A 13672-nucleotide genomic window follows, 5' to 3' on the forward strand; every position below is an offset into this window, starting at 1 on the left:
AGTACCTTCGTTGTCGTTAAGTCAGTGACTAACAAGCAATCCTTCATAAAGATCCTGCGGTTCGTGCCGATGCCGGTCCTGGCGATCCTCGTCGGCTTGCTCGCCGGCGTCGTACTGTGGGCCGCGCTCGATCTGATACAGGGCCGGGCCGTGACCAAGATCTTCACCTCCGAGCTGCACGTGCAGCTCGAGCTCAGGTCGCGCGAGAGTCTGGTGCGGTTCGATCGATACATCGCCAATTATGCCGCGACCACGAGGTTGCTCGCCAACCACCGACGTCTCGCCGAGTACCTGGATCCAGTCATCTGGCAACCGGACGACAACGTCGTCCCGACGGTCTACGATCGGTTCCAGCCGGTGTGGCTACCCGATATCTTCGATCGCTACGGTTTGCCCGCACCGAGCCATGTGCTGCTGTTGGATGGGAACGGCCAGGTCCGGGAAATCTACCAGGACGATGAGGGTTTGCCACTGATTGAACTCTCGCCCGAGATTCGCAGTGCCTTGACCAAGCCCGGTGGCGCCACAACGATCCTGTCGACCGAAACGAACGGGGTCTACCTCGCGATCGGCGACCGCATCGAGGATTCCGCGGGCTATCCGATGGGCTATCTGGTGGTCTTGGTGCCGATCGACGCGGCTTTCCTGGCCGCCTCACAGCAGGGTCTGGCTTTGCAGCGCGTCGCGGTGGCCCTGATCGATCGCACCGAACAGCGGATCCTGTCGAGTATCGATCCAGATTCCCTGACCCCGGGGACCCTGGTCACCGACTGGGAAGACGACCATGTCGTCACCTCCTTGTCGCTCCCCCATTACGAACATCTGGACCTGCACCTCGCGACCTTCGTCCCCCATGCCAGCGTCGACCGCATGTCGCGCCATGTTCGCAGCTTCGAGTGGCGCCAACGGGCGCTTGCGGCGTTGGTTTTCATCCTGTTCTATTCGTTGATCATCTATCTCGTCTCGGCCCGACTGAACCGGATACTGACCCGGATGTCGCGATTCGCACACCGTGCCCTCGGGATCGAACAGCCGCGCTTTCGGCGCGGCGTCAATCAACTCTTGTTGCTCGAGGAGTGGATTCGGGATTTCACGCAGTTGGTTCTCAAGGCCCGACAGGAGTTGAGCCGTCACTACGAGAACGAGATGCGGGAGACGGAGGCACTCAAGGCCGCGATCATGGAAGCCTCGCTCGACTCGATCGTGACCATCGATGGCCGGGGGCGAATCATCGAATTCAATCCGACCGCCGAATCGGCCTTGGGGCTGCGCCGGAACGAGGCGCTAGGGCGGCTGTTCGCCGCGCGGGCGCTGCCAGCCTCGGAACGCCCTCGTTTCGAACGATTGCTGGCCCGATCACGCCTGGCCCAACGCGAGGGCCGCGAACCGCATGTCCGCGGCGAGCTCGCGGCCTTGCGCGGTGATGGGTCGACGATGCCGGTCGAGCTGTCGATCGTGCCCATCGATGTCGACGACCAGTCCTTCTATACGCTGTACATGCATGACATCACGAAACGGCGCGAGGCGGAGCGCGAGATCAAGAGTCTCGCGCGATTCGCGAGCGAGAGCCCCAGTCCTGTCTTGCGTGTCACTCGGCGCGGACGAATCGTCTATGCCAATCGCGCCAGCCGTGATCTGCTAAAGGCTTGGGACAGCGATGCGAACGGCCATCTGCCATCCGAATGGCTGCAGGAAGTCGCCGATGCCCTCATCGATGGCCAGACTCGCGAGAAGGAAACCATCGCCGCCGACCGAACCTTCGCCTTGCTGCTCACACCGATTTCGGATCTGGGCTATGTCAACATCTACGCACGCGACATCACGGCCGTCCGTCGCGCCGAACAGGAGGCACGGCAACACCAAGCAGAACTGGTTCATGTGAGCCGGTTGAGTACGCTCGGCGAGGTCGCCACCGGCATGGCCCACGAATTGAACCAGCCTCTGTCGGCCATCGTCAATTTCGCCAACGGGGCCAGCCGTCGTCTCCAGGGCCCCAACATCGACCCAGACCAACTGGTACAGGTGATGGGTCAAATCGCGAACCAGGCTCAGCGCGCCAGCGAGATCATACGCCGACTGCGCGCGCTGGTCGGTAAACAACCCCCGATCCGGGCGGATGCGGATCTCAATCACCTGATCCGCGAGGTATGCAGCTTCGTCGAGTTCGAGGCGAATCGGGCCGATGTGACCATCCATCTGGACCTGGCCACGGCCCCCGTCCCGATCAGCGTCGACCTGGTGCAGATCGAACAGGTTCTGCTCAATCTGATTCGCAATGCGCTCGACGCCTTATCGGACACACCCAACGACGATCGCCGTCTGACGATTCGAACGCGGGCCGCCCACGATGACGCCGAGTGCGTGATCGAGGACAATGGCCCCGGTATCGAGCCCGCGCAGATGGCACACCTGTTCGAACCCTTCTTCACGACGAAAGACTCGGGGATGGGGATGGGGTTGGCCATCAGTCAAACCATCGTCGCGGATCACCAGGGGCGCATCTGGGTCGAATCGTCTCCGGGCGAGACCACGAGGTTCCACGTTACCTTGCCGCTCAGATCGGCGCGAACCGAATCCATCACGGACAACGCAACATGACGCCTCAACCTACGGTCTTCGTCGTCGATGACGACGAAGCCATGCGCAGTTCTCTGAAATGGTTGATCGAATCCGTCGGCCTGCGCGTGCGCACCTACGATTCGGCCCGCGCGTTCCTCGCATCCTACGTTCCGGAAGGAGGTACGGGCTGCCTGCTGTTGGATGTGCGCATGCCGGGCATGAGCGGACTGGAACTCCAGGGGTATCTGGCCCGTGCCGACATAACCTTGCCGGTGATCATCATCACCGGGCACGGCGACATCGCGATGGCGGTCCGCGCGATGAAGGCCGGCGCGCTCGACTTCATCGAAAAGCCCTTCAATGACGAGGCATTGATCAACAGCATCCGACGCGGCCTGGACTATGATGCGACGCAACGCGCGCAACGTCTGCGACGCGCCGAGATCGCCACTCGACTGGGTCAACTGACGCCGCGCGAACACGAGGTCATGAACCTGGTGACCGACGGAAAATCGAACAAGGAGATCGCGGCCACCCTCGGGGTGAGCGCGAAGACGGTCGAGGCGCACCGTGCCCGCGTCATGGACAAGATGCAAGCTCGATCACTTGCCGATCTGGTCCGGATGGCCCTGGTCGTCGCGGATGCCACCGACTGAGGGGGCTAGGGCCGACCAACCAGCGCATCGGCCAGCCCAATAGGCCCTGTTGCGGCGTCTGAACAGCGCCTTACGCGGTGCACAAGATCACCGGGTCCCGATTCACGACCTACATCAGGCACCCGGCGGTTCGGGTTCCGTCGCAGCGCGACCATTGCCCGACTTGCTGTCGATTCGCCTCGCGCCGCACGTCGCTCGAACCGACACCGGCCCCTGCTCGAGACCCTTCTTGATCTGTTCGCACAAAAGGCGCAGCACCTTGATCCGCGCGTAGCACTTGTCGTTCGCCTCGATCAGGTTCCAGCTGGCGAACTCCGTGCTGGTACGCGTCACCATTTCATTGATCGCCGGCTTATAGAGCGGCCATCTCTCGCGGTTTCGCCAGTCTTCGGCGTTGATCTTGTAGCGTTTGTAGGGGACGCGCTCACGCTCCTCGAAACGCCGCAATTGCTCGTCCTGACTGACCTGCAGCCAGAACTTGACCAGGATGATCCCATGTTCGGCGAGCTGCTCCTCGAACAGGTTGATCTCGGTATAGGCGCGCCGCCACTCGGCGTCGGAGGCCAACCCATCCTCGACTCGTTCGACGAGAACGCGTCCATACCAGGACCGGTCGTAGATCGTGATATAGCCGGCCCGCGGGATCTGGCGCCAGAAGCGCCAGAGATAGTGGTGAGCCGTCTCCTCATCCGTCGGTGCCGCGATCGGAATGGTTCGAAACAGCCGGGCATCGATGGCTCCGGTGATCCGTCGAATCGCACCACCCTTGCCAGCCGCATCCAGCCCCTCGAAGACGAGCACGGTCGAGCGCTTGGCTTTGTAGGCCTGCCAAGCCAGTTCGTTGAGGTCGGCCTGAAGACGTTTCAGTTCGCTGCGATACTCCGCCTGCGGCAGCGCCAATGTCATGTCGAGCTGATCGATCAGCGTCACCTGTGCCGTCGCGACGTCCGGAAGACCGAGGACTCGACCGCTCGCCGACGGTTCCATCGCGTCGGTCTGGTCGAGCCGTGTTCTGATCGCCTCCAGCAAGGTCTTGCCAACGGTCAGGTCGCGATAGCGGCGGTCGGTGGCTTCGACGAGAAACCACGGGGAAATGCCCCGATCGGTATGGAGGATCACGCGCTCGCCAATCCGTTCGAACTCCTGGTAGTGCTGCGAGAATTTCGCCTTGTCCGGCAGCATCTTCCAGCGGCTCCGATCATCGCGCGACAAGGCCTTCAGCCGTGCCTTCTGATCGGCCTCGGCCATGTGAAACCAGAACTTGACGATCAGCGCGCCGTCCTGGACCAGCATGCGCTCGAAATCGACGATGCGGGCAAGCTCCATATCGAGCTCGGCATCCGTGCAAAGCCCCCTGAATCGTTGTTCGATCGGATCCTGGTACCAAGCGCCGAACAGGATCGCCATCTCGCCGCGTGCCGGCACCACCCGCCAGAACCGCCAGTAGCGCGGACGTGCCCGCTCTTCGTCCGTCTCGTCCCAGAATGCATGGGTCTGCACATGCCTCGTATCGAGCCACAGATTCAGTCGGTTCGTAACCTCACCCTTGCCAGCCCCTTCGATGCCGGCAAGAAGGATCATGACCGGGATCTTGTTCTGCCGCAGCTCGCGCTGGACAACCAACAGCTCGGTCCGCAGGTCGCTCTGCTCTCGACGGTAGTCCTCCTTCGAGACGAAGCGACCGATCTTGCTGCCTTCGAACATGTTGAAACCCCGTGGGATGTCGCGCCCTACCTCGGCGGCTTGACGCTCATTCAAATGACGGCCGCAACCTCTGCCACCGGACAGGGCCGGCCGTCCGGGCCCACCGCGACATAGGTCAGCACCGAGGTCGCGACCCGATGCCGACTCGCGGGATCCGGCTCCCGCTGAGCCCACGCCTCGACTTCAACCGAAATCGACGTGCGGCCGATGCGTACGAGCCGCGCATAAAGATTCACCAGGTCACCGACCAGGACAGGCGCGACGAATCGGAATTCCTTGACCGCGACCGTGGCCACGCGACCCTTTGCCACCTGGATCGCGACCGTGCTCCCAGCGATATCGGCCTGGGACATCAGCCAACCCCCGAAGATGTCGCCATAAGCATTCGTATCCGCTGGCATCGCAACGACCCGAATCGCCAGGTGCCATGCCCGCGGATCCGGCGCCTCAGCCACCGGCGGCTCATTCACGACCGCACCTCACGGCCACCTGGGCGAGCGACCGGGGCTCACCGTAAGACCAGGGGATCTGGCCTGTCATCTTGCGACCCTCCTTTTGGGTTCCGAGAAAATGGCGAACTCCTCCTGCCATCCCAGCAGCACCGGAGGAGTTCCCGCTGCCGCTTGAGCGGGCATGTTCCAACAAAAGCCGACTCCGGGACAAGGTCGCCGGTGGCGGTGGCCTTCGCGGCGCGCGCGGCGAGCTTTTCGTCATGGCCGGCCTGCTCGTGGGCCAAGCGCTCCGTGACCCGCGCCTCGATCTTGGCCTTGGTCTGAACTCGATTGGTTCACCGGCACCTCCAGCACAGCCAGCCGATATCGAAGGTGGCTCGAATACCGATAAGGGGCTTCGATGAACGATGGCATCCGCTCGTCGAGGACCCATCCAGCATCCTGCGCGATGCGTTCGAGCGGCATCGGGATACCCTGTTGCCGAGCCGCATCCCAGACAAGAAGCACAGCACCACCGATCGCCAGATCGGCCGGCCGAGGCAGATGGTAGCCGTCGCGCGGCCCATACAGCATCCGGTCTGGAAGGTGCGACCGCAACGAACCGGCTAAGTGGTAGTGGTCGGTGACGATCAGCTGGCCGTCGAATCCGCGAGCGGCGATCTCCTCCGCCAAGTCCGCGACCGGAAGGTGGAGGCGACCATAATCCCCGGTCCAGCCGGCCAGGGGCACGCGCGCCCCAAAGACCAGCAGCGCCAGCAGCCCCGCTGCGATGGCGAGACTGGAGAAGACCTTCACCCGCTGGCGTGGCACTCGGGCTGGATCGAGCTGGGCGAACAACCACAGAGGCACCACGAACAGAAGGGGCTGCAACCACCGCTCCTTGACCTGGTGGACGTCGCCCATCCATACGATCCAAAGCAGCAGAAGGCCAACCACGAGCAGGTAGCGATTCAGGAGACTGACGAGCGGCGCGGGACGATCCTGCGCACGCCTCTCTGGCAATGCACGCCAGAAGGAGACCACGAAGATCAGCCACAAGGGCGTCACGAACAGGATGGCCGTGCTCACGAGCGCGAACGTGCCAGTAGCGAGGCTGGTCTCGGCTGGGTCCGCGGTCACCTTGGCAAGGAGCGATGAACCGACCGCCATGTGCTCCCAAAGCCATAGCCAATGAGGCGAGGTCACCGCCAAGACCAGGACCAGTGCCGCGATCGTGCGGGCATCGACAAGGAGCCGTCGACCCGCCGGCAGAGTCATCAGGGCCACGAGCAGAGCGGCGATGAAGATCAGATAGTTGTACTTGGCCAACAGCCCAAGACCTACGAAGATCCCGGCGACGAGGTATCCGGCGAGAGTCGGCCGTTCGAGCAGGCGAAAGACCTGATACAGGGTCGCCGCAGACAAGGCCAACACCAACAACGAGTGCGTGTGCTCGCGCTGGTTCTCCCACAGGATCTGCGGGATCAGCATGAGCGCCAAGGTCGCGGCGATGGCGAATTGGCTCGATGGAAGTAATTTCCGGGCTGCGAGGTAGACAAAAACGTAGGTCGCCAAAAGGAGGCCTTGGCGAAGCACGACCGAGGCGATGAACTGATCCCCGAGCCATCGGCTGAGCGCCGCCTGGAGCCAGGTGTACAAGGGTGGCTGGTCCGAGTAGCCCCAAAGCCACCATTGAGCAAGCAGGATCTGCTCCGCCTCGTCCAGTTCCAACGCATCCGAAACCAGGACCCGCACCACGCCGAACAGCGAGAAATAGGCCAGCAGGCCGACGATGAGTAGGATCGTCGACCGGGACGCGACCGGAGGCGCTGACGGGCTCATCGAGACGGCTGGGCCATCTCGAGCGGCGTCGCCGCGAGCACGGCAAGGGCCTCGGCCGTGGGCAAGCAAAGAATGAAGCCGCGTTTGCCCCCGTTGATATAGAACCGCTCGAGCGCCGCGATGCTCCGTTGCGCATAGACGGGCATCGTGCGGCGAAGCCCGAAAGGCGAGGTGCCGCCGACCTGGTAGCCCGAATGGCGTTGCGCGACCTCGGGTGTGCAGAGGGTTACCCAACGGGCATCGATGCCACGGGCCAGCCGCTGTGTCGAGACCTGCTGGTCACCATGCATCAGCACGACCATCGGGTGCGCCCGATCGTCTTCCATGATCAGGGTCTTGATCACGAGGTGTTCATCGATACCGAGTTCCCGCGCCACCTGCCCGGTACCACCACCATCGATATACCGATAAGAGTACCCTTCGAAGTGGACGCCCGCGGCGCGCAGCGCGCGCACCGCCGGGGTCACCGGCTCTCTGATCCTACCCATCCGATTGCCCATTGCCCCCGCGATCAGGGATCGCATCGCTTCGTCGATTCGCGCCGCCCGCCCAGGCATAATGGACTGGTGGTCGGCGGTGCCACAGCATCGGCAACCGGCTTCACCAGCGAGGCTTGCGCACGAAGGTTTTAACATCTATCGTGATCTCGATTGCACGGGCTCTTTCTTCCGGCCGACCCGGCGGGATTAGCCGCCGAGAAGGGCCTGTTTCATTGCGCCATGATCTCAATCGAGAACCTCTGCCTCGCACGCGGGTCGACGGCCCTTGGCCGCTGGCTGCTGACGGGACTTGCCGTGGCCGCCGTCGGAATGGCCGGCTGTGGATCGGCGCCATCGCGAGACGACCAAGACGCTGGCGGCCCAGCCGCGACCGAATCGATCAAGCAACGGGCGCCGGAGACCAGGCCGGCAGATCGCGACACCGAACCAGGCCGGGTCGTCCGGCCGACGCAGCTCTACGCGATGGCCTACTTCCCGACCCGTGGCGCGACGGCGCCGGTGGCGACGGCCTCGGATCCGGGTCGGCTGCATCGCGAGGGCATCGCCGGGTATGGCGTCTATACCTTCGTCCTGTTCGGGGCCGCTTTCCCCGCGCTGGCCGAATCCGAGCTGCGACGTTACCAGGAGTTGCTGCGCGTCATCGAGGGCTACATCCTGGCACCGGATCAGGGAGCGCCGGACCTGAACCGTTCGGCCCACGTCTTCCTGGTTCCCGCGGAGCCACGGCGATCGTCCCCGTCATCGAGCCTTGCGACCGGCGCGGAATTGGCGGCAACCATGCGGCGCGATGTCGTCTCCCACCTTCGTCACAGCGGCCAGCCGACGCTCGCCGAACTCATTCAAGACCGGCCCGGCCCCTTTCTCGTTTCGAGTCTCGAGCCACGCCTGGTGCCAGGCCGATCAGACCACCCGCGTTTGATCGTCGACCTCTCCGGGGTTGGCATCGAGCAGCTGTACCCGATCGTCGATGCCTATGATCGCCTGATCGACGGCGATCAACAAGGCCAGGCCAGCAGCCTCATGGCAATCAGCGAGCGCCTCGCGGCCCTGTCGGCCGTCGACACGAGGGTGGCCGCACCGAAGAACTGGATTCATTGGATGCGCCCGGCCACCGACATTGCCAGCGCCGACGACGTCCCGAGACCAGGCCCCACCGCGTTATCCGCGACGCCCCCGACACCACCTTGACCCGGGCTCGTCCGCTGGACGTCAGCACGACCCAGGCACAACCCGGTATCATTGGCGATCGTGGGTTCTTGATGCCGCACTGGTCGCGCGATTGTCCAAACCTAGAGGCCGATATGTTCCGTTTCAGCATCCCCAGTCTCGTCAAGTTTCTGGTCGGCATCCTGCTTCTTCAGGCCATCACCGTGTTGCTCGTCTACACCGCGCAGCAGACCAATCTCGAAGAGACCTGGTGGTTGTTCGCAAGCCTCGGCGGCGCGATCGGGATCTTGGTGGCCTTGTGGTTCACATCCTTGGCCGAAGGTCACCGACGCAAGGCCGAATCCCATCTCAAGGACCGCCATTATCGTGAACGCGAGGCGTTCAGGACGAAACTCGAGAAAGAAAAGGCGCAGGCCGTTCGGACCACGGAACGCCAGATCACCAAGGCGCGATCACGGGCCTCGAGCGGCACCATGCTCAAGGGCGGCGCCGTCGTCGGCGGGGTCGTCGGGGTCATGCTCTTGATGACGCAATTCGTCACCATCGGTCTCTTGACCTTGACCGCCGCCGGAGGGCTGCTGCTCGGCTACGGCGCGCGCACGCGCCAGGAGCGTTGGACGCGCAACAAGCTAGTTGGCAGCCAGGAGAAACCGGTCGAGGCGATCACCGTCTCGGCCAAACCCTCGATTGCCGGCCCGACGAGGGGGCGTCGCACTAAGGAGCGGGATGCCGAGATCAACGAAGGGCAGGCTTGACACGACACGTCGGGTTTCGCGTCGCGCGTGACACGCTGCCGGATCTTGCGGGACAGCACGCGGTCAAGGTTACATTGATCCCCAGGCCATATTCTGGAGTGCACACAAGTTGGTAAATAGACGATCGATCTTGCTCGCCGGCGCCGCGCTGCCACTGACCGGCGCCCTGCTGCCAGGCTGCGCCACCGTCTCCGAAACCGGTCGCTCGCAACTGTTGCTGATCAGTCCGGCGCAGGAGGCCCAGCTCGGACTTCAGACCTTCGACCAGATCAAACGGGAGACCCCTGTCTCACGGGATCGAGCCCAGACCGAGATGGTTCGCCGTGTCGGACAACGCATCGCCGCTGTCGTGCCGATGCCCGAAGCTCGTTGGGAATTCGTGCTGTTCGATGTACCAGACACCCCCAACGCCTTTGCGCTGCCCGGTGGAAAGGTTGGCATCTATTCCGGCATCCTGCCGATCACGAAAAACGAAGCCGGGCTGGCAACGGTGATCGCTCACGAAATCGGTCATATCTCCGCCCGACACGGCGCCGAGCGTCTCTCTCAAGGACTGCTCGTGCAGATGGGCGGCATCGCGCTCTCGACGGCACTCGGCTCGCAGCCGGGGGCGACGCGCGACCTCGTCATGCAGGCCTACGGCGTCGGCGCACAGGTTGGCGTTCTGCTGCCTTATTCGCGCACCCAGGAATTCGAGGCCGACGAGCTGGGCCTGCTGTACATGGCCCGTGCCGGCTATGATCCGCGCGAGGCATTGGCCTTCTGGCGGCGTTTTCAGGACCACAACCGGGAACGACCGGGGCGCACGCTCGAATACCTGAGCACCCACCCACTTGACGAACGCCGTATCGCCAACCTCGAGCGTCTGATGCCGCGTGCACTGACCGAATACGAGATGGCTCGCGCCCGGCGCTAGGCGATTTCACAGAAATCGCCTCAGCCGGGCGCCCGATCAATGACCGGTGCCTTTCAGCGCGCTGACCATGCCCTCGATCGTGTCCTTCGCATCGCCAAAGATCAGCGAGGTATTATCTTGATAGAACAATAGGTTGTCGACACCAGAATAACCTGGGCGCATCGAGCGCTTGAGGAAATAGACCTGGCGCGCCCGGTTCGCCTCGATGATCGGCATCCCATAGATCGGGCTCGTCTTGTCGTCCTTCGCCGCCGGATTCACGACATCGTTGGCGCCGACGACAAGCGCGATATCGGTATTCTGAAACTCCGGGTTGATCTCATCCATTTCGAAGACCCGATCGTACGGGATGTCGGCCTCGGCCAACAGCACGTTCATATGGCCGGGCATCCGGCCCGCGACCGGATGGATCGCGAAAGAAACCTCGACCCCGCGCGCCTCGAGCAACTCCATCAATTCCTTCAACGCATGCTGGGCCTGCGCGACGGCCATACCGTAACCGGGGATGATGATGATCTTGCCAGCGTCTTCCATCCAGTAGACGGCATCCTCGACGGACAGCGACTTGATCCCCTTTTCCGCGGCCTGTCCCTCGGCACTCGGTTCCCCGCCATCGGTGCCGAAGCCGCCGAAGACGACATTGAAGATCGACCGATTCATCGCCCGACACATGATGTACGACAAGATCGCACCGGAACACCCAACCAGTGCGCCGACGATGATCAGCAGGTTGTTTCCAAGCACGAACCCGGTTGCGGCAGCGGCCCAGCCGGAGTAGCTATTGAGCATCGAAATCACGACCGGCATGTCGGCGCCGCCGATCGGGATGATCAGGGTCGCACCGAGGATGAAGGCCAAGATCGTCATCAGCGTCAGCGACACGACGCTACCGGTCATCGCAAAATGGACCGCAAGCAGGATGGTCGCGATGCCCATCGCCGCATTGAGCTGGTGCTGGCCGGTGAAGCGAACCGGTTTGCCGCTGACCAGCCCTTGAAGCTTCGCAAAGGCCACCACGGAACCGGTAAAGGTGATCGCGCCGATAACGATACCGGCCGACAGCTCGGCCATCAGCATCGCATGCAGCGTATCGGCGGCCTGTCGGTTGATGAAGGTACCGATCGCGACCAGTACCGCCGCCATGCCGACGAAACTGTGCAAGGCCGCTACCAGTTGCGGCATCGCGGCCATCTGAATCCGCATCGCGACGATGATGCCGATGACGGCGCCGATCGCGACACCGATCACGATCAGGCCATAGGTCTGCACCTCGCTACCGGCCAAGGTCGCGACGATGGCGATCGTCATGCCGAGAATACCGTACTGGTTCCCCCGCCGTGCCGTGGATGGGTGCGTCAAGCCCTTGAGGGCCAATATGAAGAGGACCGCCGAGATCAGGTAGGCGACGGCCTGGGAATTCGCTGAGAGCTCCATGAATTGTCCTGCTGCTGACCGGGCTGCGAGGCCCGTGATGGCCTGAAGGTTTCGCGTGATGACAAGGCGCTGTTACTTCGCCTTCTTCTTGAACATCGATAACATCCGGTGAACGACGAGAAAGCCGCCGAAGACGTTGATCGACGCCAACAGAACCGCGACGAAGCCGATCCCGTCGGCCAGAACCTGAGCCTCCTTCAGGCCGGCGACGAGGAGTGCACCGACGATCACGATTCCGGAGATCGCGTTCGTCAAGGCCACCAACGGCGTGTGCAACGCCGGCGTGACGCCCCAAACCACCCAATAGCCGATGAAGCAGGCCAGGACGAAGACATAGACAGCGACCAATGTTTCAGACATGGAGAAGACTCCGAATCGATTCCAGATAGCGGCCCGGCGCGGGGTGATCCGACAGGACTCGGCCCCCACCACCGGAACTCGTGCGGATCCCGGTCACAGTTCGACCAACATCGCGCGCGTGATTTCGTCGGCAGACAGATCCTTGAGCGATGGCCCGGCATCTGACCTATCGATCATGATCTCGAGAAGATTGAACAGGTTACGGGCGTAGAAGGCGCTCGCGTCCGACGGCATCAACGAGGGCAAATTCGTATGACCGATCAGGATGACACCATGCCGTTCGACGATCTCGTCGGGCTGCGTCAGCGGACAATTGCCACCATTCGCCGCGGCCAGATCGACGATCACCGAACCGGGGCGCATCCGTTCGACGACCGCCTCGGTGATCAAGGTTGGGGCTGGTCGACATGGGATCAGCGCCGTCGTGATGATGATGCTGGCCTTGGCCAGCTCGTCCGCCAGCGCCGCCTGCTGCCGAGCTTTGGCCTCCGCCGACAGTTCCTTCGCGTAACCGCCCTCGCCGGCCCCACTCTCACCGAGATCGAGCTCGATCGGCTTGGCCCCGAGCGAGCGGATCTGTTCCTTGGTCTCGGGACGCACGTCGTAAGCATAGACATCGGCACCGAGCCTTCTTGCCGTCGCGATCGCCTGAAGGCCCGCGACGCCGACCCCGAGCACGATCAACCGCGCTGGCTTCGCCGAGCCCGCCGAGGTCATCATCATCGGCACGAAACGTCCATATCGCGCGGCCGCTTCGATCACAGCACGATAGCCGGCAATGTTCGCCTGCGATGACAAGACATCCATCGACTGCGCGCGCGAGATCCGCGGCATCCGTTCCATGACCAGCACGCGCATGCCTTTCGCCCGCATCGCGGCGAGGATCTCGTCGTCGGAACAGGTCTCCATCAAGCCAATGTAGAGGCCGCCTGGGCGCATCGCAGCGACATCCGCGGCATCCGGCCGGCGTACCTTGAGCAGGATATCGGCATCATAGGCCGCGGCCCGGTCGCCGATCTCCGCGCCAACCTGGCGATAGGCGTCGTCGGTGAAATGCGCACGCGCTCCGGCACCCTCTTCGACCAGAACGCGGAAACCCCTCGCGACGAGCTTTTGTACGACATCGGGGGTCGAGGCCACCCGTGCCTCGCCCGTTTGCGTTTCTCTCGGTACCCCGATCTTCATAGCTGACTAACCTTAGTGATCACAACTGGTGCAAACCGCAAACGCGGCCAAAAAAACCGCACCATTATGAGACGTCACCCCTCCGATCTCAAGATAAAGGTCCCTCGGCCGGCGCCCGCTCCGTGAGCGCATGCATCGTCGAAAAGGACACCGCCTTTTGCTA

General features: G+C 63.0%; 12 protein-coding genes. 5 read left to right on the forward strand and 7 right to left on the reverse strand.

Annotated features, from left to right (window positions below; genetic code table 11):
- Positions 1-24: 24 nt before the first annotated feature.
- Positions 25-2598, forward strand: coding sequence for a sensor histidine kinase (locus ABC977_RS12780; RefSeq protein WP_369667650.1), 2574 nt, complete (start codon positions 25-27; stop codon positions 2596-2598).
- On the forward strand, positions 2595-3215 hold the full coding sequence (locus ABC977_RS12785; protein WP_369667651.1) for a response regulator transcription factor: 621 nt from the start codon (positions 2595-2597) through the stop codon (positions 3213-3215). Before ABC977_RS12780 ends, ABC977_RS12785 begins: the two co-directional genes overlap by 4 nt.
- A gap of 114 nt (positions 3216-3329) precedes the next feature.
- Here the strand turns inward: ABC977_RS12785 and pap are convergent, their stop codons facing one another.
- The 4 genes from pap to ABC977_RS12805 all read right to left on the reverse strand — a co-directional run bounded on the left by pap (position 3330) and on the right by ABC977_RS12805 (position 7680).
- On the reverse strand, positions 3330-4919 hold the full coding sequence (gene pap / locus ABC977_RS12790) for a polyphosphate:AMP phosphotransferase (RefSeq protein WP_369667652.1): 1590 nt from the start codon (positions 4917-4919) through the stop codon (positions 3330-3332).
- A gap of 50 nt (positions 4920-4969) precedes the next feature.
- Positions 4970-5320, reverse strand: coding sequence for an acyl-CoA thioesterase (locus ABC977_RS12795; RefSeq protein WP_369667688.1), 351 nt, complete (start codon positions 5318-5320; stop codon positions 4970-4972).
- Between the two features lie 309 nt (positions 5321-5629).
- Positions 5630-7192: an ArnT family glycosyltransferase gene (locus tag ABC977_RS12800; RefSeq protein ID WP_369667653.1), complete on the reverse strand. Its 1563-nt coding sequence runs from the start codon at positions 7190-7192 to the stop codon at positions 5630-5632.
- Positions 7189-7680: a YbaK/EbsC family protein gene (locus ABC977_RS12805; protein WP_369667654.1), complete on the reverse strand. Its 492-nt coding sequence runs from the start codon at positions 7678-7680 to the stop codon at positions 7189-7191. Before ABC977_RS12805 ends, ABC977_RS12800 begins: the two co-directional genes overlap by 4 nt.
- A gap of 231 nt (positions 7681-7911) precedes the next feature.
- Here ABC977_RS12805 and ABC977_RS12810 point away from each other — a divergent pair, with 231 nt between their 5' ends.
- The 3 genes from ABC977_RS12810 to ABC977_RS12820 all read left to right on the forward strand — a co-directional run bounded on the left by ABC977_RS12810 (position 7912) and on the right by ABC977_RS12820 (position 10530).
- Entirely contained in the window at positions 7912-8880 is a 969-nt protein-coding gene (locus ABC977_RS12810; RefSeq protein ID WP_369667655.1) for a hypothetical protein, read from the forward strand.
- A gap of 113 nt (positions 8881-8993) precedes the next feature.
- The gene (locus ABC977_RS12815; protein WP_369667656.1) at positions 8994-9614 is read left to right on the forward strand and encodes a hypothetical protein; all 621 of its coding nucleotides are present in this window, start codon (positions 8994-8996) and stop codon (positions 9612-9614) included.
- 109 nt (positions 9615-9723) lie between these two features.
- Positions 9724-10530: a M48 family metallopeptidase gene (locus ABC977_RS12820; protein WP_369667657.1), complete on the forward strand. Its 807-nt coding sequence runs from the start codon at positions 9724-9726 to the stop codon at positions 10528-10530.
- 36 nt (positions 10531-10566) lie between these two features.
- Here the strand turns inward: ABC977_RS12820 and ABC977_RS12825 are convergent, their stop codons facing one another.
- The 3 genes from ABC977_RS12825 to ABC977_RS12835 form a co-directional block, all read right to left on the reverse strand.
- A complete protein-coding gene (locus ABC977_RS12825) occupies positions 10567-11964 on the reverse strand; it encodes an NAD(P)(+) transhydrogenase (Re/Si-specific) subunit beta (protein WP_369667658.1) in 1398 nt (465 codons plus the stop codon).
- Between the two features lie 72 nt (positions 11965-12036).
- The gene (locus ABC977_RS12830; protein ID WP_369667659.1) at positions 12037-12324 is read right to left on the reverse strand and encodes a proton-translocating transhydrogenase family protein; all 288 of its coding nucleotides are present in this window, start codon (positions 12322-12324) and stop codon (positions 12037-12039) included.
- A gap of 93 nt (positions 12325-12417) precedes the next feature.
- A complete protein-coding gene (locus tag ABC977_RS12835) occupies positions 12418-13509 on the reverse strand; it encodes a Re/Si-specific NAD(P)(+) transhydrogenase subunit alpha (RefSeq protein WP_369667660.1) in 1092 nt (363 codons plus the stop codon).
- Between the last annotated feature and the right edge of the window lie 163 nt (positions 13510-13672).

Origin of the sequence: Thioalkalicoccus limnaeus (assembly GCF_041197575.1) — a bacterium.
Taxonomy (GTDB): Bacteria; Pseudomonadota; Gammaproteobacteria; order Chromatiales; family Chromatiaceae; genus Thioalkalicoccus; species Thioalkalicoccus limnaeus.